We start from the raw sequence: 26531 nt of genomic DNA, 5'->3' as shown, positions 1-26531 counted from the left end.
CGGACTGTTTCGTTTTCAAGGTAATCCAACATGCTGATCAATTGCGCCGCCTATCAGGACGGCCGGAAGCTGGCTGACATCGATATCGATAGCATCAGCGACTATGTCGCGCGGCCCGAGTGCTTTGTCTGGGTCGCGCTGAAAGACCCGGGGCCGGAGGAGCTGGCGGTGATGAAACACGAGTTCGGCCTGCACGAACTCGCGATCGAGGATGCGCAAAACGGCCATCAGCGTCCAAAAATCGAGGAGTACGGCGAGTCGCTTTTCGCGGTCATGCATACCGTGGAAATGGACGAAGAGGGCGAACTGCTGATCGGCGAGGTCGACGTGTTCGTCGGGCACAACTATGTGTTGTCGGTGCGCCGCGGCACGCGCGCCGGGTTCCAGAACGTTCGCGCCCGCTGCGAACGCGAGCCGCAATTGCTCAAGGAGGGCTCGGCGTTCGTGCTGTACGCATTGGCGGACGACATCGTCGATCGTTATTTTCCGATCGTCGAGGCGATGAACACCGAGATCGAAGCACTCGAAGACCGCATCTTCGAACGCAACAATTCGGCGGCGTCGCGCGTGATCATCGAAGATCTGTACTCGTTGAAACGCCGCCTTGTGATCCTGCAGCACCACATCGCGCCGTTGCAGGAAGCGATCAGCAAATTGACGGGCGGGCGCATTCCGAGCATCTGCGAAGGCATGCAAGCCTATTTTCGCGACGTCTACGACCATCTCGAACGGATCGTTAAAATCATCGACGGCCGGCGCGAAATGGTCGTTACCGCAGTGCAGGTCAATCTGGGGATGATCTCGCTTGCCGAGAGCGAGGTGACCAAGCGGCTCGGCTCGTTTGCCGCCTTGTTCGCGGTGCCGACCATGATCGCCGGCATCTACGGGATGAACTTCCAGAGTATTCCTGAGCTGCATTACCGGTTCGGCTATCCGGTCTGTCTGGCCGTGATGCTCACCGTGGACATCATCCTGTACTGGCGCTTCCGCAAGGCTGGCTGGCTTTGACAAGCCGCGCCCGCATCTCCCTGCGTTGTTCCCGCTTGCACCGTGCGCAATAAAAGTCCAGCATAAGCGGCCCGCCGGCTGCTGAGTTTGCAGCCGGTGGCAAATTTGCCACGCACGGACCAAGCGAGGGACCTTTGCCAAGACGCAGCTTGCCGGCACGCTTAGGCGCCGCGCTGGGTCGACCCCATCGAGCGCGCAGCATCGACGCACTTTTGCGTGCCGGTGCACAGTAACGCCGCGATTCGTTGACAATCCGAACAGGGCACGCTGAGAATAGGCCCTCGCAAACGTTTGCTCGCAACTAAAAATACGGCTCGACCGCGAGCCCGACAAACCCTGGAGATATGCATGAGCCATCGCATTCGCCGCCGCATGCTGGCGGCCGCAGTTCTCGTCACTGCCACCGCCGCTTTGCCGTTTTCCTCCGCTTACGCGCAAACCACAGCCGCTCATAAGCCGAAGGTCGCGCTGGTAATGAAGTCGCTCGCGAACGAGTTCTTCCTGACCATGGAAACCGGCGCCAAGGACTACCAGAAACATAATGCCTCCCAGTTCGACCTGATCACCAACGGTATCAAGGACGAAACCGATACCGTGAACCAGATCCGCATCGTCGAGCAGATGATCGTCTCGAAGGTCGATGCAATCGTGCTGGCCCCGGCTGACTCGAAGGCGCTGGTGCCGGTCGTCAAGAAAGCTATCGACGCAGGCATCATCGTCGTGAACATCGACAACCGGCTCGACCCGGACGTGCTCAAGTCGAAAGACCTGAACGTGCCGTTCGTCGGCCCGGATAACCGCAAGGGCGCGCAGAAGGTCGGCGATTACCTGGCCAAAAAGCTGAAGGCGGGCGACGAAGTCGGCATTATCGAAGGCGTGTCGACCACCACCAACGCGCAGCAGCGCACCGCGGGTTTCAAGGACGCCATGCAGACCGTCGGCGCCAAGGTCGTGTCGGTGCAATCGGGCGAATGGGAAATCGACAAGGGCAACGCGGTGGCGTCGGCCATGCTCAATGAGTATCCGAACCTGAAGGCGCTGCTGGCCGGCAACGACAACATGGCGATCGGCGCAGTCTCGGCCGTGCGCGCGGCGGGCAAGCAGGGCAAGGTGATGGTGGTCGGCTACGACAACATCGGCGCGATCAAGCCGATGCTCAAGGACGGCCGCGTGCTCGCCACCGCCGACCAGTACGCCGCCAAGCAGGCCGTGTTCGGCATCGACACCGCGCTGAAGGCGATCAGCGAGCACAAAAAGCAGTCGCAGTTGTCGGGTGTGGTGGAAACGCCGTGTGATCTGGTGACCAAATAAGCGCCGGGCAGTAAGTACCGGAAGCACCGCAACCGCAGGAAGCACGACGGGAAGCACCGCAACACGCCAGGGCACGCGGGTTCGCACCGACGCCGCTGCATGCTGAATGCTGAATGCACGGCAAAAAACACGCGAATCCGCGCCAATTCAATAAACGCTCAAGAAACCTGCTGCGCCGCCGTTAATTCCAGAGGTAAGCGTCATGACGGTGGCTGCGCGGCGGGAGCGGGTGTGGCCGATAGCACCTGCGCATTCGGCGCATTGGGCCGGCATGACACGTGGCTGTCGTTGGCCGCCTCATTCGGGCGATTCGCATGAAGCCGCGCCGGGAGTCACGGAACCGGGATTGCGATGGATTCAACTGATCACGACGCCTTGCTTGCCGTACTGTCTGTCAGCGGTGCTGGATACCTATCGCAGCCGCCGTTAGCGCGCATGAAGCCGCTGCCGGTTGTCAGCAGCGTAGCGTATCAGGAGCAGTCGAAGCTGGAAGAGCGGTAAAGCGTAAGTATCCATGGGTTTGGTCTGTCTTCGATGAAGACGTCCGGTAGATCGCCAGGTGGCGTGGCCGGCGGGAACAACAGGCAGGAGAGCAACAGGTTATGGCGACGATCAAGGATGTAGCGGCCGTGGCGGGCGTGTCGTTCACGACGGTATCGCACGTGGTGAACAATTCACGGCCGGTGTCGGCCAACGTTCGCGCGAAGGTCGAACACGCGATCCGTCAGCTTCACTATGTACCGTCGGCGGTGGCCCGCTCGCTCAAGGCGCGGGCGACGGCGACGATCGGTCTGGTGGTGCCGAACAGTACGAACCCGTATTTCGCGGAGATGGCGCGTGGTATCGAGGATGGTTGCTCGCGCAACGGCTACTGCCTGTTCTTCTGCAATTCGGACGACGATCCGGCCAAGCAGCGTAACTATCTGCGCGTGCTGCAGGAAAAACGTATCGACGGACTGATTGTCGCCTCCGCGGGCGACGACGCGGTGCTGGCGCAGGCCCTCGCCGACGCCCGTGAGCCGCTGGTCGTCGTGGACCGCAATATTGAAGGCGTGAATGCGGATCTGGTGCAGATCGACCACGAGAAGGGCGGTTATCTCGCCACGCGTCATCTGCTCGAACTGGGGCATGTGCGGATCGGCTGCATCACCGGGCCGGTGAAAACGGCGGTGAGCGCCATGCGGGTGCACGGTTTCATTCGCGCGATGGCGGAGCGCGGCATCGAGATTCCAGCCGGTGCGATTGTCGAAAGCGATTTTTCGGGGACGGGCGGCCATCGCGCGGCTGGGCAACTGTTCGACACCGTGAAGCCGTCGGCGATTTTTGCCGGCAACGACATGATGGGTATCGGCGCGCTGCGCGCCGCCGCGGAGCGCAATATCAGCGTGCCGCGCGATTGCTCGATCATCGGTTTCGACGATATCGAACTGGGACGTTTCACCTATCCCGCGCTCTCGACCGTCGGGCAATCGGTCCGCGCGCTCGGCGATATGGCCGCGCAGACGTTGATCGAACGGATCGCCGGGACTTCGGCCGGCACCGTGCGTGCGCCGGCCCGCCGGCGCGTCGTGTCGCCGCGGCTGATCGTGCGCGAATCCACCGCGACCTGGGCCGGCTCGGCGAGGCGCGATCTGGCCGCCTGATCCAGCACTGGGTTGGCGGGCATCCCGCGCCGCGTTGCCGGACCCGAACCAAAAGACTTCGTGTCCGGTCTTTCGACTTCGCGTTCGGCTTTTTCGTACAGCTTCAGCCTGAAATCCATTCCCTGAATACCCAGAAGCGCTGCGCGACTTCCGCGCCGGCGCTGCCTGTCAGTGTTTTGTAATTATTCCCAATTCCTTACAACGTCTTTCTTCGTACCATATAAATCCTTCAAGTATGCGGATCGAGTGCCGTAAACGAGAGTATTAGAGCGCCATATCAAAAAGCGCCCTGCACGCAGACGCCTCACGCTATCTCGCGCTGCGCACACAGCCTCTCATTTGCCAGGTACAGGAACAAGCATGTTGAACAAAGGCATCACGATCAAGGCACGGATTGGCCTCACGACGGCTTTTCTCGCTGCACTGCTGATCGCTATCGGCGTTTTCGGTCTGTTCGGCATGAGCCGTTCGAACGGCGCTTATCAGGACACATTTACTAACGCCATGCCGAGCGCGGTCGATATCGGCAACGCCGAGATCTATGCGGCGCGCGAGCGGATGGCGCTCGACCGGGCGGCGTTCATGATGGGCACGCCGGAAGCGGCGCCGACGCTCGAGCGCGCACGTTCGATGCGGGTTACGTCTGACGCGTGGTGGAAAAAGTATATGGATCTGCCGCGCGACGCCGAGGAAGACCGTCTTGCGCAGAACGTCATTGCTAAACGCGACGCACTGCATCAGCAAATGGACGCGTTTGCGGCGATTATCACGGAGAACGCCCCGAGCAGGATCGTCGACGGTGCCAAAAGCATGCAGGTCGCGTACAACGATCTCGGCAATGCCGACGACGCGTTGCGCAAGTACCAGTTTGTATCGGCCAAGCAAGGTTACGACTCCGCACAGAACAACTTTGAAGTGTTCCGCATCGTGAGCGCCGGTGCTCTGCTGGTCGGCGTGCTTGCGGCCGTGCTGTCCTATCTGACGCTGAGTCGCGCAATTGGCCGTCCGCTCGATCAGGCCCTTGGCCATTTCGACGCAATCGCCGCAGGCGACCTGCGCCGTCCGATCGTGGTCACCTCGCGCAACGAAATGGGGCAGTTGCTTGAAGGCATCGCCAGGATGCAGCGCAGTCTCACCGAAACGGTGCGCGCTGTGCGCAGCGGCAGTGAATCCATTGCGACGGCCACGCGCCAGATCGCGGCCGGCAATATCGATCTGTCCTCGCGAACGGAAGAGCAGGCGTCAGCGCTGCAGGAAACCGCGTCCAGCATGGAAGAACTGACCGGCACGGTTAAGCAGAATGCCGACAACGCCCGCCAGGCGAGCGCGCTGGCCGCCAATGCATCGGAGATTGCCAATAAAGGCAGTTCGGTGGTCAGCCAGGTGGTCGGCACGATGGGCGACATCAACCAGAGCTCGGCGAAGATTGCCGACATCATTTCGATCATCGAAGGGATTGCGTTCCAGACCAACATCCTGGCCCTGAACGCCGCCGTGGAAGCGGCGCGGGCCGGTGAAGAAGGGCGCGGGTTCGCGGTGGTGGCAGGCGAAGTGCGCAGCCTGGCGCAGCGTTCGTCGGCGGCGGCCAAGGAAATCAAGGAACTGATCGACACCTCGGTGGAACGCGTGCAATCCGGCTCGGCCCTGGTCGACGAAGCTGGCCGTACGATGACCGAGATCATCGGCGCGGTGCAGCGCGTGACCGACATCATGGGTGAGATCGCGGCGGCCTCGGAAGAGCAAAGCAGCGGCATCGACCAGGTCGCACGCGCGGTCACGCAGATGGACGAGGTGACACAGCAGAATGCCGCGCTGGTTGAAGAAGCGGCCGCCGCGGCGTCTTCGCTCGAAGATCAGGCCGGCAAGCTGCGTACCGCGGTTGCGGTGTTCCACCTCGACGAAAGCGGCGTCAAGGCGCCGGTCAGCGCGGCACCGAAGCGCGCGGCCGCGCCGGCCCGCACGGCGCCGCCGCGTAAAGTGTCACGATCCTTGTCACAATCCGGTGCGCAGGCCGCCATGGTCGCCAGGGCCTCTGCTGCACCCGCTGCGGCACCGGTTGCCGCCACGCCGGCGAGGACGCCGGCGAAGGCAATAGCAAGCGCGGGCAGCGATCAGGATTGGGAAACCTTCTGATCGGGCATGTACGTCCAGCGCGGCACGCTAATGCGCGACAATGTTTAGGGACGTGCGACGTCAGCGCCGCGTTTTGAACGCGACGCCATGGCCTGCGATCGGTCATGCGACGGCCACGACGTTGCAACATTCGTTCCCGCTGGAGCATTAGACGAAAAGCGTGCTTATGCGGATTGACCGCATGACGATAAAGACCGCGATTGCGCATGCAACCGTGGTCTTTTTTACGGTCTGCGCACTAAGTAACGTTCACAAGTGTTGTCCGCGCCCTGGCGAGCGTCGTGATCCGGTACATTGACGGACGCGACTACGGCCTGAAGCGGCAACGTCGCCGCTTCAGGCCGTCAGCGCGCGGACCGTCAGCCCGCTGTTTTCAACTGCTGCAACTCAGTGCGGCAACCCAACGCGCAACGCGCCAGCCATAAAGGACCGACATGACGCAATACGACCTCGCGCACCGCCTCGTCGAAGCCCGCCGGCAGCATCGCCCGATCGATGCGCCCCCTCCCGACAGCCTGCCGCCTGACGCGGCAACCGCCTATGCGATCCAGCAGGCTGTCATTGCGGGCCTCGGCGACTCGACGGGCGCGTGGAAGATCGGCGCCAGAACGCCCGGCGGAGCCGCCGGGGGCGCGCCCATTCCGGCTTCGCTGGTGCTGCCGTCGCCGGCGCGGGTGGCCCATACCGGCTTCTTCCGGGTGCTGGTCGAACTGGAGATCGCCTTTCGTTTCGCCGAGGCGATCGAGCCGCGTGGCCGGGCTTATGCGCGCGACGAGGTTCTGTCGAAGGTCGGCGTTGTGCTGCCGACCATCGAGATCGTCGATAGCCGTTTTGCCGAGTGGCCCAATGTCGCGCCGCTCGCGCAACTGGCCGACGCGCAGAACAACGGCGCACTGATCACCGGTCATCCGGTTGCCTATGCTGGCATCGCACGCGGCTTCGATTTTGTATCGCCTGAACTGGAGTTGAGTTTCGACGGCACCTCGCTGGTGCCGGAAGCCATCGGTAATCCGGCCGGCGATCCGCGCGAACTGCTGGTGTGGTTCGTCAACCATTGCGCCGCCATGGGCATCACCATCGAGCCGGAATGGACCCTTACCACCGGATCGTACGTTGGTGCGCACAATGTGGACAAACCGGGGGTTGTGCGCGGCCACATCGACGGTCTCGGGGAAGTGGAAGTTGAACTGACCTGAGCGTGTCACCGCGTAGTTGTAACGGCGCGCTGGTAACGGCTCGACTGTAATCGTCGATTACGAAGCCTCAGGACCTCGGTAGGCATCAGGAAGCATCAAGCAAACGGCTGCCCGCGGGCGGCCGTTTTACATTTGCCGCATCTGCATTGGGCGCTTTGCCGTATACACCTATGAAGCGACCCGATGCGCTGCCGTGATCCAGTTATACGCGCGACTAACCATGCCGCTGATGCGGTTAATACTGGGGGCAGGCAAGTGCGGTAACGCCAGCGGCCTTCCGTGACTGATGTTAAACAGTGTGGAACAAAACCGCTTGCGCATTGACGAACCGCTTGACGGCGCGCCGGTGAGGCGCGCCGCCAGCTCAGCACGGTGAACGAACATGTAACACAGTGCCTGTCGTTGTAGACGGAATGGCGGTGCCGCGCGTTGTTGAAAAAGGTACGGGGGCACGGGAAAACGCATGACGTCCGCGCTCGATGCGACAAAACGTGCGCGTGCAGACAGGCTGTCCGGTGTAACAGTGAGATTGTTCGATGAACGGGATGATTCGTGTAACGGCGCATGGCGATCTGTGCTGAACAGCACTGCAAGCGGGGGTGCGCTCAGAGCGCAATGGCAGTGGAGAGGCAGCAACGTGGGTCTGCAATCGTTACGCCATAGCTGTGATGCGAGCGCAAAATTGTAGGTGAGCGAATCTGTGTTTCCAAGTGAGGAATGTCGGGAGGCGCATGCGGCGCGATTTTCGCAACGTAGTTCATGGAAAAAAAATTTAAAAGGGTTTAGGATGAATTCGAGCGATGTCGTTTCCGAATAGCGCGCCGCGCACGACATCGGTCTAGACTTCGGCGAGGAGGTAGCATGGATATCTACAGCAGTTTCGCGACCCGCTTCGAGAAAACGCGAGAAGATGAACTCTCGCTCGAGGAGTATCTCGCGCTCTGCAAAGACAATCCCGCCGCGTACGCCACAGCTGGCGAACGCATGTTGACGGCAATCGGTGAACCAGAACAGATCGACACTCGCAACGATCCGCGCATGTCACGTATCTTCGCGAACAAGGTCATCAAGGTATACCCCGCATTCCGTGAGTTCTACGGAATGGAAGAGGTGATCGAGCAGGTGGTCGCCTACTTCCGGCACTCGGCCCAGGGGCTCGAAGAAAGGAAGCAGATTCTGTATCTGTTGGGACCGGTCGGCGGCGGTAAATCGTCGATCGCGGAACGTCTGAAGCAACTCATGGAACGCGTGCCGTTCTACTCGATCAAGGGCTCGCCCGTGAACGAGTCGCCTCTCGGTCTGTTCGATTACGACGAGGACGGTCCGATCCTCGAAGAGCAGTATGGTATTCCACGCCGCTACCTGAAAAACATTCTGAGCCCGTGGGCGGTGAAACGCCTGCACGAATACAACGGCGACATCCGCAAATTCCGCGTGGTGCGCCGCTACCCGTCGATCCTTCGTCAGATCGGTATTGCCAAGACCGAGCCGGGTGACGAAAACAATCAGGACATTTCGTCGTTGGTCGGTAAGGTCGACATCCGCAAGCTCGAACAGTACGCACAAGACGATGCGGACGCATATAGCTACTCCGGTGGCCTGTGCCTCGCGAATCAGGGCTTGCTCGAGTTCGTCGAAATGTTCAAGGCGCCGATCAAGGTCTTGCACCCGCTGCTGACCGCCACTCAGGAAGGCAACTTCAAGGGCACGGAAGGCTTCGGCGCGATCCCGTTCGACGGCGTGATTCTCGCCCACTCGAACGAGTCGGAATGGAAGGCGTTCCGCAACAACCGCAACAACGAAGCACTACTCGACCGGATCTTCGTGGTGAAGGTGCCGTACTGCCTGCGCTACGGCGAAGAGGTCAAGATCTACGACAAGCTGCTGCGTAACTCGTCGCTGGCCAATGCGATATGCGCGCCGGGTACGCTGAAAATGATGGCGCAGATGTCGGTGCTCACGCGCTTGCAGGAGCCGGAAAACTCCAGCCTCTTTTCGAAGATGCAGGTGTACGACGGTGAAAATCTCAAGGACACCGATCCTAAGGCCAAGTCGTATCAGGAGTACCGCGACTTCGCGGGCGTGGATGAAGGGATGACCGGCGTGTCGACCCGCTTCGCGTTCAAGATCCTCTCGCGTGTATTCAATTTCGATTCGACTGAAGTCGCGGCCAATCCGGTGCACCTGATGTACGTGCTCGAACAGCAGATCGAGCGCGAGCAGTTCCCACCGGAAACCGAGCAGAAGTATCTGTCGTTCATCAAGGACGTGCTGGCGTCGCGCTATGCCGAGTTCATCGGCAAGGAGATTCAGACCGCGTATCTGGAGTCGTATTCCGAGTATGGTCAGAATATTTTCGATCGCTACGTGACGTATGCGGACTTCTGGATTCAGGATCAGGAGTTCCGCGACCACGACACCGGCGAGAGTTTCGACCGCGCGGCGCTGAACGCCGAACTGGAGAAGATCGAGAAACCTGCGGGTATCAGCAACCCGAAGGACTTCCGCAACGAGATCGTCAACTTCGTGCTGCGTGCGCGTGCTGCCAATGCGGGGAAAAATCCTGCCTGGATCAGCTACGAGAAGCTGCGCGTGGTGATCGAAAAGAAGATGTTCTCGAACACGGAAGAACTGCTCCCAGTGATCTCGTTCAACGCGAAAGGCTCGGCGGAAGAGCAACGCAAGCACGAAGACTTCGTCAACCGGATGGTGACGAAGGGCTATACGCCGAAGCAGGTGCGCTTGCTGTGTGACTGGTATCTGCGCGTGCGCAAGTCGTCATGATACGCACTGCGTGCCGCCCGCGCGGTCCGACCGCGCGGGCACCTTGCGAGGCGCGAGCTGCATGGACATAGCGTTGCGTTTGTAGCCATGCGAATGCAACGTGCGTCTCGCGCACCTGAAATAGTGCAGCTGCATGGGATCAGAGTAAGTGCTTTGCATGGGATCGGAGTAAGTGCTAAAGCGCAAACTCCGATTGACAGCTAAAGCACAAATTCTGGTCGACACGGGAGACCGGGCGTGCTTCATCAAATCATCGACCGCAGGTTAGCAGGCAAGAACAAGAGCATTGCAAACCGCGAGCGCTTTCTGCGCCGCGTTAAGAACTACATTCGGCGGGCCGTTTCGGAAGCGGTTCGCGACCGCAGCATCAAGGATATTCAGAACACCCAGAGCATCACCATCCCGCGCAAGGACATCGCGGAACCGTCGTTCCGGCATGGCCCCGGCGGCAAGCGGGAAATGGTGCATCCGGGCAATTCGGACTACATCCGCGGCGACAAGATCCAGCGCCCGCAAGGGGGCGGTGGCGGAGGCGGGGGCAATCAGGCCAGTAATGAGGGCGAGGGTCAGGACGACTTCGTGTTCGAGCTGAGCCGTGAAGAGTTCATGCAGTATTTCTTCGACGACCTCGAACTCCCGCGCCTCGTCAAAACCCATCTGATGGCCGTGCCTACGTGGAAAAGCATCCGCGCCGGCTGGGCGGCCGAGGGTACGCCAAACAATATCGACGTGGTCCGTTCGCTGCGCAGCGCGCTCGGCCGCCGTATTGCGCTCGGTGCGCCGCTCGTCAATCAGTTGCACGAGATGGAGCGGCAACTCGAAGTGATGAAAGCCGATCCGGACGACCGTCGCGACGAGATCAAACTGCTCGAAGAGGAAATCCACCATTTACGCGGACGCATCTGGCGCATTCCATTTATCGATCCGTTCGATTTGCGCTATGTGAATCGTGTGAAGCAACCCACGCCGTCCAGCCAGGCGGTGATGTTCTGTCTGATGGATGTGTCGGGTTCCATGGACGAGCAGCGCAAGGATCTCGCCAAGCGCTTTTTCATCCTGCTGTATCTGTTCCTCAAGCGTAACTACGAAAAGATCGAAGTGGTGTTCATTCGTCATCACACCCGCGCCGAGGAGGTCGACGAAGACACGTTCTTTCATTCGACGGAAAGCGGCGGCACAGTGGTGTCGAGCGCGCTGGAGCTGATGCAGAAGGTGATGGACGAGCGGTATTCGCCGACTGAATGGAATATTTACGGCGCTCAGGCTTCCGACGGCGACAATTGGACCGACGATTCGCCCAAGTGCCGCAAGATACTTTCGGATGACATCCTGGAGAAGGTGCGCTATTTTGCATATATCCAGGTCACGCCGGAAGAGCAGAACTTGTGGCTCGAATATGCACAGTTGGCGCTGAGCCAGCCGCACATGGCGATGAAGAAGGTCGAAACCGCGGCTGACATTTATCCGGTGTTTCGGGAGTTGTTTGAAAAGCAGGTGGCGTCGTCATGACGGCAAAGCACCTGCCCAACGAAGCGCGCGGCAAGCAGCCGGCGCGCGGGAAAGGCGTGCCGCAGCAGCAACAGTCGGGGCATGCCGAGGCGAAGGCGGACGATACGGGAGCCGCCGCAGCCGGAGCAGTCGATGCCGCTGCAGCACGGGGACACACCGGAACGCCCACTGAGGGGCAAAGGGAAGTCCGTATGAACGTAGCCGATAGACGGCCTCTGCCGTGCCCGTCCGACTGGACCTTCGAATTGATCGAAGAGTACGACTCGCATATTGCCCGTGTTGCGGAGCAATATGAACTCGACGTGTATCCGATCCAGCTCGAACTCATCAGCGCCGAACAGATGATGGACGCCTACGCGTCCGTCGGCATGCCGGTGAACTACCGTCACTGGTCGTTCGGCAAACACTTTCTCTCGACCGAAAAAAGCTACCGTCGTGGGCAGATGGGGCTGGCGTATGAGATCGTCATCAATTCGAACCCTTGCATCGCGTACCTGATGGAAGAGAACACGATGACGATGCAGGCGCTCGTCATCGCGCACGCGGCCTATGGTCACAACTCGTTCTTCAAGGGCAACTATCTGTTCAAGCTGTGGACGGATGCGCACGCAATCATCGATTACCTCGTCTACGCGAAGAATTACATCGCGGAGTGCGAAGAGCGTTTCGGGCTCGACCGGGTGGAGGAATTGCTCGACTCGTGCCACGCGTTGATGAATTACGGCGTGGACCGTTATAAGCGGCCGCAGAAACTTTCGCTGGAAAAGGAGTTCGCGGCGCGCCGCGAACGTGAGGCCTATCTGCAATCGCAGGTCAACGAACTGTGGCGCACCTTGCCGACCCGGCATACGCCATTGCCGGAGGAAACCGAGGAGCGTTATCCACCGGAGCCGCAGGAAAACCTGCTGTATTTTGCAGAGAAGAATGCCCCGTTACTCGAGCCGTGGGAGCGGGAAGTGATCCGCATCGTGCGCAAGGTCGGTCAGTATTTCTATCCGCAACGGCAAACGCAGGTCATGAACGAAGGCTGGGCCACGTTCTGGCACTACACCTTGCTCAACACGATGTACGCGCAGGGCAAGCTGGAAGACGGTTTCATGATGGAGTTTCTCCATTCGCACAGCAATGTGGTCTACCAGCCGCCGGTCACGAAACCGTACTACAGCGGGATCAATCCCTATGCGCTCGGTTTTTCGATGATGAGCGACATCCGCCGGATCTGCGAAGCGCCGACGGAGGAGGACCGCAAGTGGTTCCCGGAACTGGCCGGCAGTCCGTGGCTACCCGCGATGCACTACGCGATGCGCAACTTCAAGGACGAGAGTTTCGTCGCCCAGTATCTGTCGCCGCATCTGATCCGGGAAATGCGTCTGTTCTCGGTGCTGGATGACGATATGCGCGATGCGCTCGAAGTGTCCGCGATTCATGACGACAGTGGGTATCAGTACGTGCGTCAAGCGTTATCGCGGCAGTACGACATGCATCATCGGGAGCCGAATATTCAGGTGTGGGCGGTGAACACGCGTGGCGACCGGAGTCTGACGTTGCGGCATTTCATGAGCGACAACCGGCATCTGTCCGGCGACAGCGATGAGGTGCTCAAGCACATGGCGCGGTTGTGGCAGTTTGATGTTTACCTGGAAAGCGTCGATGAGAATGGCACGGTGAGGAAGCGGTATGAGTGTAAGTATGTGCCGCCGGCGGTGAGGGTTTGAGCGGTTCGCGCGCAACACGATCGATTCGATGGAAAAGCCAGCTTTCGAGCTGGCTTTTTTTGACCATGGCGCTGCCGACGTCACGTTGCATCAATTACCGGAAAGCGGTACTATTTTACCGGTTTCCGGTATTAAGCTTAGAATGCCGGTTTCCGGTAACAAGGTGCCAAAGAAGGGTATTTGATGCTCGCAGATTTTCTTCTCACGCCTAAACAGCAGCGTATCCTGGGCGCGCTCGTTCTGAACCCGGAGCGTGCATATTCGCTGTCTGAACTGTTCGAGTTGAGCGGCGGTGGCCGAAGCTCCACTCAGGACTTTGTCGCGAAGTTGCTTAACGGCGACGTGATCCTTCAGCAGCCCGGTGGACGTGCGCTCTACCAGGCGAACACCCAGCATCCGCTTTACCCGGAGCTACGACAAATCGCGGTCAAGAGCTTCGGTCTGAAGGAGCCGATCGAGCGCGCGTTGGCGGTGATCGGTGACAAAATAAAACATGCGTTCATCTTCGGTTCGATGGCAGCCGGAACGGCGGGGCCCGCTAGCGATATCGACATCATGGTGATCGGTGACGCGCGGCTCGGCCGCGTGCAACGCGAACTCGACGCAGCAGGTGAGGTGCTTGGCAGGGAAGTCCACGTGAACGTGTACCCGGAACATGAGTGGGAGCAAAAGCGCTGTTCGGATCCCGTGCTAGAGTCAATTGATCAAGGGCCAAAAATCGTGCTCGATGTTTCCACTTCAACTGACTGAAAAACTAACCGGCATGCTCAACGCCGGCTATGTCCGTAAAACGCCGTTCACTGCGGCGAACGCTGTGCAGTTCCGTCGGAACGCGGCGTCCTTTCTCCAGGCGGCGAAGGACGGCAAGCATCCGCCCATCGTTCGCTATGCCAATGCCTATGAAGCGGTGCACGCGTTGGCAGTAGGATTTATTTACATTCATGGCTTGGCGCCAGGTGGCGGGGACGGCCACCGTATTAAGGTAATCGGAACCTTGCTCGATCATGTCAAACCGGACCTCGACCTCGACGACCGCTCGGAGATTGAATACGCGACGCGGCAGCGTAACGAGAAAATCTATGAATCGCCTGCTCCGCCACCGTCGGTAAAAGCTGTCGAAGACCTGATCGCGAGCGTGGGCAGCGTCGAGGCATTGATCAGGCAGCAATGTACTGAGGTTGGTACGCGCTGAAAGCCGATAAGGCATAACCGCTGCCGCGTCGCAGCATCGCACCGGGCAGTGCCCTCGCCACCTAACAAATCCCCATCTTCTCCTTGCAATTCTGTAAAATTCGCGCACGCGCGCGATGGATGCCACTGCGGCACCTCGATGCGCGCGTTGTGAAGGCGGCGCCACGACCGCCATCTCCGTTTAAAGACAAGGAAAGACAACAGCATGACCGACCTATCCGATCAAACCGTGGCCACGGCTCACGACGCCCACGACACCCGGCGCCGCATCTTCGCGATCGTTGGCGCTTCATCGGGCAATCTAGTCGAGTGGTTCGACTTCTACGTGTACTCGTTCTGTGCGCTGTACTTCGCACCGGCATTCTTCCCGAGCGGCAACACCACCACGCAGTTGCTCAACACCGCGGGCGTCTTCGCCGCGGGCTTCCTGATGCGTCCGATCGGCGGCTGGTTCTTCGGCCGGCTCGCCGACAAGCACGGCCGCAAGACCGCGATGATGGTGTCGGTGTTCATGATGTGCGGCGGCTCGCTCGTGATCGCGGTGCTACCCACTTACGCTCAAATCGGCGCGTTGGCGCCGGCGCTGCTGCTGGCCGCGCGCCTGTTCCAGGGCTTGTCCGTGGGCGGCGAGTACGGCACCAGCGCCACCTATATGAGCGAAGTCGCGCTCAAGGGCCGTCGCGGGTTCTTCGCATCGTTCCAGTACGTCACGCTCATCGGCGGGCAGTTGTGCGCGCTGCTGGTGCTGGTGGTTCTGCAACAAACGCTCTCCACCGAAGAACTGAAAGCGTGGGGCTGGCGCGTGCCGTTCGTGATCGGCGCGTTGGCGGCGCTGGTCGCGCTGTATCTGCGTAAATCGCTTGAAGAAACGACCACGGCCGAAACGCGTCAACGCAAGGAAGCCGGCACGCTGCGCGGCTTGTGGGCGCACAAGGGTGCATTCGCGACGGTGCTCGGCTTTACGGCCGGCGGCTCGCTGATTTTTTACACGTTCACGACGTACATGCAGAAGTACCTGGTCAACACGGCCGGTATGCACGCCAAGACGGCCAGCAATGTGATGACCGCGGCGCTGTTCGTCTACATGGTGATGCAGCCGGCGTTCGGTGCGTTGTCGGATCGCATCGGCCGCCGCCGTTCGATGCTGTTCTTCGGCTTCTTCGCAACCATCGGCACCGTGCCGCTGCTGCATGCGTTGAAAGACGTGACGAGCCCGTATGCGGCCTTTGGCCTGGTCGTCGTGGCGCTGGCGATCGTCAGCTTCTATACGTCGATCAGCGGCCTGATCAAGGCCGAAATGTTCCCGCCGGAAGTGCGCGCGCTGGGCGTGGGGCTGTCGTATGCAGTGGCGAATGCGATTTTCGGCGGCTCGGCGGAATACGTCGCGCTGTGGCTGAAATCGGTAGGCAGCGAGACGACGTTTTACTGGTATGTGACCGCGCTGTGCGCGATCGCCGGCATCGTGTCGCTGCGCATGCGCGATCCTTCAAAAGAAGGGTATCTGCGTCACGAACCCTGAGCGTGAGCAACACGCTCGAACAGCGTGCGTAAGCGCTGCTTGAGAACGGCGGCCCGGGGCAACCCGGCCGCCGTTTTTTTATCTCATCGGCAAGCACGGCAAGCACGGCAAGCACGGCAAGCACGGCAAGCACGGCAAGCACGGCAAGCCTGCGGCGGAGCTCGCGCTCAAGCCACCACAATCTCCGTCCCCAATGCATGCAGCAGATCGCGCAGCGCCTCGGCTTGCGCCATCTTCGCGTCGCTGCGCAGATAAATCTGCAGCGCGCGCCCCGCGATCCCATCGACGGGATGCGCGAGCCATAACTCCACCGCGAGCCCCAATCCTTCCGGCTGATTGACGGCGACCGGTTCGATGACGCGCGGCTTGAAACAGGCACTGTCGGACATGGCGAATCACCTTGAATGATGACGGTACGAGATTCATCGTAATCAGCCGCAGGCCCAGGACCAACCGACAAATACACGTTTGCTAATGAGCGGATGCTTAGCAGAAAACACGCTTATTACAGGAGCATTTCTTGGTTCGGTACGCGTTGCGCCGCTGCTAATGTGGCGCCCATGCGTGGCCATCGGTTGCACCTTGCGGTTGTGACGGATATCGCGCGATACGCAACCGTTTCTGAAACATCGCATACGCATCGCACACAATCAAAGAGATCCATAAAAATGAAATCAAAAATACTCGCTGCCTGGTTAATGACAATGACGGGACTGACGATGACGGTATCGGGGCTCGCCCACGCCGACCGCCTCGACGACATCAGGAAGGCCGGCGTACTGCGCGTCGCGACCTTCGACAGCAACCCACCGTTCGGTTACGTCGACGCAACAAGCAACCACATCGTCGGCCTCGACGTCGACTACGCGAAGGCACTTGCGGACAAGCTCGGCGTGAAACTCGAACTGCAGCCGACCAATCCGGCCAATCGCATTCCGTTCCTCACGTCGAAGAAAGTAGACCTGGTGCTCGCCAACTTCACGATTACCGACGAGCGCGCCAAACAGGTCGATTTCAGCACTCCGTATTTCTCGTCGGGTCAGCAGTTTCTGGCGAAGAAGGGGGTGCTGAAGTCGGCGGATCAGATCAACAACCTGCGGGTGGGCGCCGACAAGGGCACCACCAACGAGATCACACTGCGCGAGAAATTCCCGCAAGCCACAATCGTCGCGTACGACGACACGCCGTTCGCGTTTGCGGCTTTGCGCGCGGGCAACGTGCAGGCGATTACGCAGGATGGTCCAAAGCTGGTCGGCCTGCTCGCCAACGTCCCGGATAAGCAGAACTACGAGATTCCGGCGTTCACGATTTCGAACGACTACATGGGCGTCGGCATCCCGAAGGGCGAGACACGCCTTGTCGGCTTCGTGAACGACACGTTGAAGGGGCTGGAAGCCGACGGCTCGGCCGCGAAGATCTACAACCGCTGGTTCGGCCCGCAAACGAAGACGCCGCTCGCGCGCATCTTCAGGATCGGCGACAAGACCTGATCTCCGTGTCGCTGGTGCACCCTGGAATGAACGGGCACGTCGATAACGTGCCCGTCGGCATTGTCGAAAGAAGCGGTTTGAAGAAGCAGGTTTAAAGATGCAGGCGTGGCTCGCTCCTAAGTATCTGATGTGGCTGTGGCAAGGCTTCGGCGTAACCGTCGGACTTGCGGTGACGGCAGCGCTCGCGGCCACCTTGTTCGGCTTCGTGCTGGCGATCGCGCGTCATGCCCGATACGGCTGGCTGCGTCGCGCAACGGCCACGTATGTGCTTGTGTTTCGCAACACGCCGCTGCTGGTGCAACTTTTCTTCTGGTACTTCGGCGCGGCCACACTGATGCCTGACGCGTTGATGCAATGGTTGAACACGCCGCATGGCGTGCATGTCGGTGCGTACGCGTTGCGCTGGCCGTCGTTCGAATTTGTCGCCGGATGGGTCGGGCTCACGTGTTATACGGCGGCCTTCATCGCCGAAGAGTTCCAGGCGGGTTTGCGCGGCGTGCCACCTGGTCAGCATGCTGCGGCCGCGGCCCTTGGTCTCACGCCATTGCAGGCGTTCCTTTATGTTGTTTTGCCGCAAGCGGTGCGTATTTCGCTGCCGACACTCTTCGGCCAATACATGAATCTCGTGAAAAATTCATCGCTGACCATGGCGATCGGTCTTGCCGAACTGTCGTACGCGTCGCGTCAGGTCGAAACCGAAACCTTCAAGACGTTCGAGGCGTTCGGCGTGGCAACCGTGTTGTATATCGCCGCTGTCGCGTTGATCGAAGCCGTCGCGCATGCGGTGGCGCATGTGCGCGATCGCTCATTCGCGAGGCGCTGAGCATGACATGGACGCTGTTCGCCAATAACCTGCCGTATCTGCTGATCGGCGCATTTCCGCAGGGACCGCTCGGTGGCGCGGCGCTCACGCTGGTGCTTGCATTGTGTTCCGCGCTTGCGTCGGCGGTGCTCGGTGTCGCGGGTGGGATCGCGTTGACGATGGCGGGGCGCGTTACCCGGGTGCCCTTGCTACTCGTGATCGGTTTTTTCCGCGCGATTCCCGTGTTGATGCTGATTTTCTGGACGTATTTCCTGTTGCCGGTGGTCTTCCAGATCGATGTGCCCGGACTCGCAACGGTCGTCTGCGCGCTCTCGCTGATCGGCGGTGCGTACCTTGCGCATTCGGTGCACGCGGGCATTCGCGCAGTCGGCGACGGTCAGTGGCAAGCCGGGCTGTCGCTCGGCCTCACGCGGATGCAAACGCTGCGCTATGTGTTGTTGCCTCAAGCGAAGCGCATCATGGCGCCTTCGTTTGTGAATCAGTGGGTGTCGCTGGTGAAGGACACCTCGCTCGCGTATATCGTCGGCGTCGGCGAGTTGTCGTTCGTCGCGACGCAGGTCAGTAACCGGCTGATGGTGTATCCCGCGCAGATCTTTTTGTTCGTCGGCTTGATCTATCTTGTGTTGTGCACGGCGCTCGATCGCGTCGCCACCTATGCGTTGACGCGGCGCAGGCGCATCGTGCGACCCCTCGCACAGGCCGGCGCTCAGGCCTTGTCTGGCGACTGACCGGCTAACGATAAAGCCGCTGCGATGTTTGCCCGGTAATCGGGCTCATGAGCCAGGCAGCGGCGAAGGAATCGGCGGTCGCGTCAAGCTACCGCAGCGTCAGATCAGTTCGGATCGATCGCTCACGAGGTCCGTGACGAGTTCTGTCACGGCGGCGACCGGCTCGGCGACGACAGCAGGCGCTGCCGCGACCACGGCGGCCACCGCTGCGCGCTGCCGCACGCTCACGGCCGCACGTGAGAGCATGAGCAGGTGGTAATAGAGCCGCATGCTGAAACCATAGTTGTAGGCGAAGAGATGCGTGAGCGCGATCTTCAACCCGAGCGCCGCCTGGTGGTTCTTCGCATGAACCGATACGACGATCGGCGCGAGCCGGCGCAACGCCAGCTTGCGTGAGGGTTCCAGTTGCGGCGACAGGTTCAGCGCCTTGACGAACGCATACGCGCTGACGGTCGCGGCAATCGCCGTGCCGCGCGTGCTATGCGAGATCGAGGTTGCCGTCTTCCGATACACCGACACGTATTCGTGCAGATAGAACACCTCGCGTGCCGCGAGACAGAGTTCGGTGCCGAACACGAAATCGCAGCACATGCCGTACTGATCCTTGTAGCCGATCCGCTTGACGAGGTCCGCGTTGGCCATCCAGCCGTTGTTCGGGAACATCTGGACCAGCCCGGTTCTGCCTGGCAAAGGCTGCAAGCCTTCGGCGTCCTTCGTGCGGCGAAACGCGGTGTTCAGGCGCGTGCTCTCGTCGAAGTCGACTGCGCCGCTGTGATCGGCTTCGTACTGATCGGCGAACGCCACCTCCAGTTGCGGATGAAGCGCCCATAGCGAGACGAGCTTTTCGACCCCGTCGGTGGTGAGCAGATCGTCGTCGTGAATCAGCAGGATCTTGTCGCCGCGGGCGCGCTCGAACAGGCTCGCGACATTGCGCGCCTGCCCGAGTGGTGGCTGGTTCATCGCGTAGCGGATGCGTGGCTCATTCGCATAGCGCGTCGCCATCAATTGTTGCGTGCGCGTGTCCTTCGAATCATCACCGATCACGATTTCCAGATTGCCGTAGCTTTGCGCGAGGCAGGAGTCGATGCACTCGACGAGGAGATCAGGGCGATTGCAGGTGGGCAGGCAAATGGAAACCCGCGGGATGGGGGGAATGGGGGCGGTAGATGCGTTGGACATGAGCTTCGCCTTTTTTATCTGTTGAGGGGCGGCAGCCGGTTCGCTTGGCGCACACGTCGCTGCAAGCAGGAAAATAGTCCATTACGCAAAAAAAATAATTGGTAATAAGTCGGAAAAAATGTCTTTTTTCTGAAAGCGCTCCGAAGGGGAAAAATTGTGCGACTTTGGTGCAAAAACGCAGCAAAGCCGCTTGTGGGCTTACGCTCAATATGTTTCAACTTACTGACGGCTCACCCTCGCCGGGTTTTTTCCCCGGCCGGTCCGCCGGTGACTGTTTGCGCCCCTCATCGTGGCGCTCCGGCAGCTTGCTCTTTTCGTTGTCGTTGTGAATGGCCGGTTGTGGATGCTCGATGTCGGCTGGTTTGGTGGCTTTGCTTCCTTTCGTTTCGTTCATGATGTGCTCCTGGTTCGAGAACACCTGTGCCGCAGCAAGGCGTGGACCCGAGGCTGCTGTTCTCACGCCTCGCCCTGCGCCGGGCGGGCGTCAAAAGCGCACGGGATGCACCCATGCGGTGCTGAGTCGCTTCGCGCGAGTGCAAAATTCCGGCGCCTTGGTCGAGGTGCCGCACACCAAAGGCCTGAATCGCCGCGTCATGGGGTAGTTCGCCACAACTGGCACAACATTCGCTTAACAGGAAACCAGAGTAGAAGCGGCTAGCGAACCGGCATGGATATATGCCGGTCATCGTGGGGCATTGCTCTTGGGGCGCATCGTGCGCCCACGTCGAAGCGATTCGGCGTTTGAACGGAACCGTCCGGTTCCGCCAACAAGGAGCGTGCGATGCAGTTGCCCCAAATTTTCACCCGGCTTTTGTGCGCCATCGCTATTACGCGAGGCGATCTGCGTTCGTTCGCGCGTGGTGTCGTTCACGCACGTCGTATCGGTCACGTCGAGCGCTCCTTATCGCATTGCTTTCTTACGATCCCAACTATCCCCACGTTCACACGGAGTTCAGTCATGCGCGTTACGCGTTTTCTTTCCCGCATTGCCCGACTTGCCTTGGGTGGCCGCTCGCTTCGTTCCCCGTCTCGCTTGTTAGTCGCACGCGCGGCAAGCGCCGCGGTGCTTGCCAGTGTCACGCTCGCCGTACCGTCGGCCCACGCCGACGATCACGTGACGCTGCTGACCAGTTGGTACGCGCAAGCCGAACACGGTGGTTTCTATCAGGCTGTCGCGACGGGTATCTACAAGAAGTACGGGCTGGATGTCACGATCAAAATGGGCGGTCCGCAAGTCAATGGCATGCAATTGCTCGCCGGGGGCCAGGCGGATTTCCTGATGGGCTACGACTTCCAGGTCCTCTCCAGCGTCGAAGCCGGCATTCCCGTAACGACGGTCGCCGCGGCTTTCCAGTTCGACCCGCAAGGCATGATGACCCACGCCGACGTGACGAGCCTCGCGGGTCTGAAGAACAAGACGATTCTGGTCGCGGGCTCGGGCCGCACGACCTGGTGGCCGTGGCTCAAAGCGAAGTACGGCTACACGGAAGCGCAGGCACGTCCGTACACCTTTAACCTGCAACCGTTCTTCGCCGATCCGAATGTGGCGATGCAGGCGTATCCGTCCTCGGAAACGTTTCAGGCCGAGCAGGCGCACGCGAACGCGCACTTCTTCCTGTTCGCCGACGATGGCTATCCACCGTACAACTCGACGATCGTGACGATGCGCGACACGATGAAGAACAAGCCGGACATGGTGGCGCGTTTCGTGAAGGCATCGATGGAAGGCTGGAAGAGCTATCTGAACGATCCGGCGCCCGCTAATGCGCTGATCAAGAAAGACAACCCGCAGATGAGCGACGCGCAACTCGCGTACGGTGTCGCCCAGTTGAAGAAGCTCAAGCTCGTGACGGGCGGCGATGCAGCCACGCAAGGCATTGGCACGATGACTGACGCGCGCTGGAAGAAGACCTTCGATTACATGGTTGGGGCGAAGCTGCTCAAGCCCTCGACCGACTATCACGCGGCCTACACGCTTCAATACATCCAGAACGCCAGGGTCATGCCCTAAGGGTTCCTTAACGCCTATGCCGCTTATACGCCCGAACGCCTAAAGAAGGAGTTTCACTATGCTGGTCACCCGACAAAAAGTCTTGCGCCGCTTCTGGTACGCAATCATGCCGATGACGCAACTCGATGCCGGTCCGCAGCCGTTCACTTTGCTGGGTGAGCCGATCGTGCTATGGAAGGGCGCAGGCGGCAAGCCGCATGCGCTGCGCGATCGCTGCTGTCATCGCACGGCAAAACTGTCGAAAGGTTTTGTCGACAGCGACGGCAATATTGCCTGCGGTTATCACGGCTGGACTTACGACTGCACGGGTCAATGCGTGAAGATTCCGCAGAACAACGGCAGCGCGATTCCGTCGCGCGCGATCGTGCCGTCGTATCACTGCGAAGAACGCTACGGTTACGCGTGGGTTGCACTCGAAGATCCGCTGCAGCCGATTCCCGAGTTTCCGGAAGAAGGCGCGCCTGGCTATCGCCGCATCCTGCAGTTCTACGAGCGTTGGGAAACGAGCCCGCTGCGCATGATGGAAAACTCATTCGACAACTCGCACTTCAGCTTCGTGCACAAAGGCAACTTTGGTCTGTTCGACAACCCGAAGCCGTCGAAGTACGAATTCCGGCCGAACGAGTGGGGCTTCGAAGCTGAGACGCATGTGCCCGTGCGCAATCCACCCGCGAGCTATCGCATCACCGGCACGACCGAGGAAATTACCGAACGCCATCTGATCAACCGCTGGCATATGCCGTTTGCACGCCGCTTCGGCTGCGTGTATCCGGCGAGCGGCATCCATCACATCATCTATAACTGCGCGACGCCGATCGACGACCACACGCTGATGCTGTCGCAGTGGCTCTATCGCAACGACACCGAAGACGCGTGCTCGACGCAGGAACTGATCGACTGGGACCGTCCGATCACCGACGAAGACCGCGACATTCTCGAAGCCACGGACTACGACGCCTGCGTCGACGTACGCCGTCAGCAGGAATGTCACATGGAATCGGATCAGCCCGGTTTGCTGATGCGCCGAATGTTACTGAAGTTGTTGAACGATAACGGCGAGTCTGAAGTATTTCGCGAAGTGTTCCCCATCAACGTGGAGGAATGATCATGGCGTCGACCGAAACTTATTCCCCGAGGCCGCCTGTACCGTTGCTGTCGGTGCAGCGCGTCGACAAGCGCTATCCGAACGGCACAGTCGCGCTCGAAGACGTGCGGCTTTCGATCGAACCCGGCGAATTCATCTCCTTGCTCGGGCCGTCCGGTTGCGGCAAGAGCACCTTGCTGAAGATGTTCGCCGGCATCGAAACGCCGACGCACGGCCATATGCGCTGGTGGGGTCAGCCGTTCGACACGGTCGGCTCGACAGGGCGGCGCATGTCGATGGTGTTTCAGGAAGCGACCCTGATGCCGTGGGCCACCGTTACCGATAACGTGCGCTTGCCGCTGGATCTCGCGCACGTGCCGCGTACTGAAGCCGATGCGCGTGTCGCCGAGGCACTCGACGGCGTGGGGCTCGCGAAGTTCGGTAAGGTGCTGCCGCGCGAGTTGTCGGGCGGCATGCAGATGCGCGCGTCGCTGGCGCGTGCGCTCGTCACCGAGCCGGATCTGCTGTTGCTCGACGAACCATTCGGCGCGCTCGACGAATTCACCCGCAACCGCCTCGACAGCGATTTGCGCGCGCTGTGGCAGCGGCGCGGCATGACGGTGGTGTTCGTCACGCACAGCATTTACGAAGCCGTGTATCTGTCGAGTCGCGTGGTGGTGATGCAGGCGCGGCCGGGCCGCATCATCGCTGAAGTACCGATCGACGGTCCGCTCGAACGCGACGACGCATTCCGCGTCAGTGAGCCGTTCATGCAGCACTGCAAGACGCTCTCAGAGCTGATTACCGACGCGCATCGCGCGTCGTCCGAGAATGAGGAAACGGGGGTGCAATCATGACGGGCGAAGCGCTTGCGGGTCATTCGGCCAACACTAACGGCACGCGGAGTCCGGCGGCTGCGAAGCCCGAACGTCGACCGTGGTTGCAACGTCCAGGTGTGACAAAAGCGATTGCGCCGTGGGTTGTCGGGATGGTGGTGCTGGCGTTGTGGCAGAGCTGGTGCGTGCTGATGAAGGTGCCGGCGTATCTGGTGCCGTCGCCGTCGGCGATCGTAACCGAGCTGGTCCAGGACGCGCCTTTGCTGTTCGGCAGCTTGCTGGCGACGTTGAAAATCACACTGCTGGCGTTTGCGCTTGCCACCGTGCTGGGCGTCGTTATCGCCTTGCTGTTCGTGCAGAGTCCGCTGATCGAAGCGAGCCTGTTTCCGTACGCGATCCTGTTGCAGGTAACGCCGGTTGTGGCGATCGCGCCGCTGATCATCATCTGGGTCAAGGACATGAATGTGGCGCTGGTGCTGTGCGCGACGTTAGTGGCCCTGTTCCCGATCATCTCGAACACGGCGCTCGGTTTGCGTAGCGTGAATCCGGGATTGATCAACCTCTTCAGGATCAATCGGGCGACCCGTTGGCAGACGTTGGTGCGCTTGCGGATTCCGAGCGCGTTGCCGTATTTCTTCGGGGGCCTGCGGATTTCGAGCGGGTTGTCGCTGATCGGCGCGGTGGTCGCCGAGTTCGTCGCGGGAACGGGGGGCAGTGGTGCAGGGCTTGCCTATCAGATTCTGCAGGCGGGTTTTCAGCTGAATATTCCCCGGCTCTTTGCGGCGTTGCTGCTGATCACCGTGACGGGAGTGGTCTTGTTCGCCATCACGGCATGGGTGTCACGCATCGGTTTGCGTGGCTGGCACGATAGCCAACTTTGATTTTTCACGCTCAGGCTTATGACAACATACGATACCCAACCCTCCACGCTGATTCGCAACGCGGCTGCGATCATGACAGGCGGACGTGGTACGGCAGATGATCCATCGCGTGTGCCTGGTCCCGACATTCGCATCGTCGGCGATACGATCGACGCAATCGGCGCGCTCACGCCGCGGCTTGACGAGACGATAGTGGACGCCACCGATTGCGTGATTTATCCGGCGTGGGTCAACACACATCACCATCTGTTCCAGTCTCTGCTCAAGGGCGACACGGCCGGACTCGATGCGACGCTCACACCGTGGCTTGCCGCGACGCCGTATCGCTTTCGTGCGCTATTCGACGAGCGGCGCTTCCGGCTCGCGGCGCGCATCGGCCTGATCGAACTCGCGCGTTCGGGCTGCGCGACGGTAGCCGATCACAACTACGTGTATTACCCGGGCATGCCGTTCGACAGTTCGGCGATTCTGTTCGAAGAAGCGGAGAAACTCGGTTTGCGTTTCGTACTGTTGCGCGGCGGCGCGACGCAAACACGGCAACTCGAGGCCGAATTGCCGACGGCGTTACGACCCGAGACCCTTGACGCTTACGTCGCCGATATCGAACGGCTCGCTGCCCGATACCACAACGCTTCACCGCGAGCGATGCAGCGTGTCGTGATGGCGCCGACCACGGTGTTGTATTCGATCTCTCCTGCAGAGATGCGTGAGACGGCGGCGGTTGCGCGCCGGCTGGGCTTGCGGTTGCACAGTCACTTATCGGAGACGGTCGGCTATCAGGACAGTGCGCATTCGATGTACCGGCAATCGCCGGTCGCGTTCTGCGGCGAGCACGACTGGCTCGGCAGCGATGTGTGGTACGCGCATCTCGTCAAAGTCGACGCCGACGAAATCGCGCTGCTAGCGCAGACAGGCACGGGCGTCGCGCATTGTCCGCAGAGCAACGGGCGGCTGGGCAGCGGTATTTGCCCGGTGCGGGAGATGGCGGACGCGGGTGTGCCGGTGTCGATCGGCGTCGATGGAGCGGCTTCGAACGAAGCGGCCGATATGATTTCCGAAGTGCACATGACGTGGCTTGCGCAGCGCGCGCGGCGCGGCATGCTGGCGCAGCCGAAGTATCGCGGCGGCAGCTTCGAAGGCGGAGCGGGTGCGGCGAGTGTGGCCGATGTGATTCATTGGGGGACGGCGGGTGGCGCCCGGATTATGGGCCTGGATGAAATCGGGAAGGTTGCCGTGGGTTATGCCGCGGACCTTGCGGTTTATCGGCTCGATGATCCGAGGTATTTTGGGTTGCATGATCCGGCGATTGGACCGGTTGCCTCCGGTGGGAGGCCTTCGCTGGCGGCGCTTTTCTCTGCTGGGAAGCGGGTTGTTGTTGATGATCAGATTGAAGGTGTCGATCTAAAGGAGCTTGCGCGAGAGGCTCGGGTGGCGGTGAGGGCGTTGCTGGATGAAGTTAAGTGATGGGGGTTTTTTGCCTGCGCGGCGCT

The 26531-nt window shown here is 60.5% G+C and carries 24 protein-coding genes; 21 read left to right on the top strand and 3 right to left on the bottom strand.

Translation table 11 applies throughout. From position 1 onward, the window contains the following. Positions 1-30: 30 nt before the first annotated feature. The 13 genes from corA (at position 31) to ACUN0E_RS31720 (ending at position 16009) form a co-directional block, all read left to right on the top strand. Positions 31-1008 (top strand): magnesium/cobalt transporter CorA, encoded by a 978-nt coding sequence (gene corA / locus ACUN0E_RS31780; protein WP_408223321.1) that lies wholly within the window; start codon positions 31-33, stop codon positions 1006-1008. A 348-nt stretch (positions 1009-1356) separates the two neighbouring features. Beyond that, positions 1357-2319, top strand: a complete 963-nt coding sequence (locus tag ACUN0E_RS31775) for a sugar ABC transporter substrate-binding protein (protein WP_445569063.1) — start codon at positions 1357-1359, stop codon at positions 2317-2319. 351 nt (positions 2320-2670) lie between these two features. Continuing rightward, a complete protein-coding gene (locus ACUN0E_RS31770; protein ID WP_445569062.1) occupies positions 2671-2820 on the top strand; it encodes a hypothetical protein in 150 nt (49 codons plus the stop codon). Positions 2821-2921: 101 nt separating this feature from the next. After that, positions 2922-3962 (top strand): LacI family DNA-binding transcriptional regulator, encoded by a 1041-nt coding sequence (locus tag ACUN0E_RS31765; RefSeq protein ID WP_408335755.1) that lies wholly within the window; start codon positions 2922-2924, stop codon positions 3960-3962. Positions 3963-4322: 360 nt separating this feature from the next. After that, complete coding sequence (locus tag ACUN0E_RS31760; RefSeq protein WP_445569061.1) at positions 4323-6095, top strand: methyl-accepting chemotaxis protein; 1773 nt, start codon at positions 4323-4325, stop codon at positions 6093-6095. Between the two features lie 434 nt (positions 6096-6529). Beyond that, positions 6530-7291, top strand: a complete 762-nt coding sequence (locus ACUN0E_RS31755; protein WP_445569060.1) for a 2-keto-4-pentenoate hydratase — start codon at positions 6530-6532, stop codon at positions 7289-7291. Positions 7292-8152: 861 nt separating this feature from the next. Then, positions 8153-10075 carry a PrkA family serine protein kinase gene (locus ACUN0E_RS31750; RefSeq protein ID WP_408223311.1) on the top strand — a complete coding sequence of 641 codons (1923 nt, stop codon included), beginning with the start codon at positions 8153-8155 and terminating at the stop codon, positions 10073-10075. Positions 10076-10312: 237 nt separating this feature from the next. Further along, positions 10313-11584 carry a YeaH/YhbH family protein gene (locus tag ACUN0E_RS31745; protein WP_054039600.1) on the top strand — a complete coding sequence of 424 codons (1272 nt, stop codon included), beginning with the start codon at positions 10313-10315 and terminating at the stop codon, positions 11582-11584. Beyond that, positions 11581-13299 (top strand): SpoVR family protein, encoded by a 1719-nt coding sequence (locus ACUN0E_RS31740; protein WP_408223309.1) that lies wholly within the window; start codon positions 11581-11583, stop codon positions 13297-13299. The genes ACUN0E_RS31745 and ACUN0E_RS31740 overlap by 4 nt, the downstream gene beginning before the upstream one ends. 28 nt (positions 13300-13327) lie before the next feature. Then, positions 13328-13483, top strand: a complete 156-nt coding sequence (locus ACUN0E_RS31735) for a hypothetical protein (RefSeq protein ID WP_445569059.1) — start codon at positions 13328-13330, stop codon at positions 13481-13483. Further along, positions 13483-14049: a nucleotidyltransferase domain-containing protein gene (locus tag ACUN0E_RS31730; protein ID WP_408223305.1), complete on the top strand. Its 567-nt coding sequence runs from the start codon at positions 13483-13485 to the stop codon at positions 14047-14049. The genes ACUN0E_RS31735 and ACUN0E_RS31730 overlap by 1 nt, the downstream gene beginning before the upstream one ends. Continuing rightward, positions 14000-14491 (top strand): hypothetical protein, encoded by a 492-nt coding sequence (locus tag ACUN0E_RS31725; RefSeq protein ID WP_445570618.1) that lies wholly within the window; start codon positions 14000-14002, stop codon positions 14489-14491. Before ACUN0E_RS31730 ends, ACUN0E_RS31725 begins: the two co-directional genes overlap by 50 nt. Positions 14492-14695: 204 nt before the next feature. After that, entirely contained in the window at positions 14696-16009 is a 1314-nt protein-coding gene (locus ACUN0E_RS31720) for an MFS family transporter (protein ID WP_445569058.1), read from the top strand. Positions 16010-16176: 167 nt separating this feature from the next. On the opposite strand, the gene ACUN0E_RS31715 is transcribed toward ACUN0E_RS31720, so the two are convergent. Beyond that, entirely contained in the window at positions 16177-16398 is a 222-nt protein-coding gene (locus tag ACUN0E_RS31715) for a hypothetical protein (protein ID WP_408223301.1), read from the bottom strand. Positions 16399-16677: 279 nt separating this feature from the next. On the opposite strand from ACUN0E_RS31715, the gene ACUN0E_RS31710 reads away from it, so the two are divergent. The 3 genes from ACUN0E_RS31710 (at position 16678) to ACUN0E_RS31700 (ending at position 19050) form a co-directional block, all read left to right on the top strand. Beyond that, positions 16678-17499: an ABC transporter substrate-binding protein gene (locus ACUN0E_RS31710; protein WP_408340417.1), complete on the top strand. Its 822-nt coding sequence runs from the start codon at positions 16678-16680 to the stop codon at positions 17497-17499. A 97-nt stretch (positions 17500-17596) separates the two neighbouring features. Then, positions 17597-18322: an amino acid ABC transporter permease gene (locus ACUN0E_RS31705; protein WP_445569057.1), complete on the top strand. Its 726-nt coding sequence runs from the start codon at positions 17597-17599 to the stop codon at positions 18320-18322. Between the two features lie 2 nt (positions 18323-18324). Then, positions 18325-19050, top strand: a complete 726-nt coding sequence (locus tag ACUN0E_RS31700; protein WP_445569056.1) for an amino acid ABC transporter permease — start codon at positions 18325-18327, stop codon at positions 19048-19050. Positions 19051-19149: 99 nt separating this feature from the next. On the opposite strand, the gene ACUN0E_RS31695 is transcribed toward ACUN0E_RS31700, so the two are convergent. Both ACUN0E_RS31695 and ACUN0E_RS31690 read right to left on the bottom strand, forming a co-directional pair. Next, a complete protein-coding gene (locus ACUN0E_RS31695; protein ID WP_408340411.1) occupies positions 19150-20229 on the bottom strand; it encodes a glycosyltransferase family 2 protein in 1080 nt (359 codons plus the stop codon). A 214-nt stretch (positions 20230-20443) separates the two neighbouring features. After that, on the bottom strand, positions 20444-20623 hold the full coding sequence (locus tag ACUN0E_RS31690; RefSeq protein ID WP_408223292.1) for a hypothetical protein: 180 nt from the start codon (positions 20621-20623) through the stop codon (positions 20444-20446). Between the two features lie 564 nt (positions 20624-21187). Between ACUN0E_RS31690 and ACUN0E_RS31685 the strand changes: the two genes are divergently transcribed. The 5 genes from ACUN0E_RS31685 to ACUN0E_RS31665 are packed head-to-tail and all read left to right on the top strand — an operon-like array spanning position 21188 to position 26505. After that, positions 21188-22240 (top strand): ABC transporter substrate-binding protein, encoded by a 1053-nt coding sequence (locus ACUN0E_RS31685; protein ID WP_408223290.1) that lies wholly within the window; start codon positions 21188-21190, stop codon positions 22238-22240. A gap of 58 nt (positions 22241-22298) precedes the next feature. Beyond that, positions 22299-23345, top strand: a complete 1047-nt coding sequence (locus tag ACUN0E_RS31680; protein ID WP_445569055.1) for an aromatic ring-hydroxylating dioxygenase subunit alpha — start codon at positions 22299-22301, stop codon at positions 23343-23345. Positions 23346-23347: 2 nt separating this feature from the next. Next, positions 23348-24181 (top strand): ABC transporter ATP-binding protein, encoded by an 834-nt coding sequence (locus ACUN0E_RS31675; RefSeq protein WP_445569054.1) that lies wholly within the window; start codon positions 23348-23350, stop codon positions 24179-24181. Next, a complete protein-coding gene (locus ACUN0E_RS31670) occupies positions 24178-25041 on the top strand; it encodes an ABC transporter permease (RefSeq protein ID WP_445569053.1) in 864 nt (287 codons plus the stop codon). Before ACUN0E_RS31675 ends, ACUN0E_RS31670 begins: the two co-directional genes overlap by 4 nt. Positions 25042-25059: 18 nt before the next feature. Continuing rightward, positions 25060-26505, top strand: a complete 1446-nt coding sequence (locus ACUN0E_RS31665) for an amidohydrolase family protein (RefSeq protein ID WP_445569052.1) — start codon at positions 25060-25062, stop codon at positions 26503-26505. The last annotated feature ends 26 nt before the right edge of the window (positions 26506-26531 follow it).

Source organism: Paraburkholderia sp. D1E (assembly GCF_052682275.1).
Note: the sequence above shows the minus strand (reverse complement) of the source record. Positions and strands in the feature narration are given on the sequence as shown.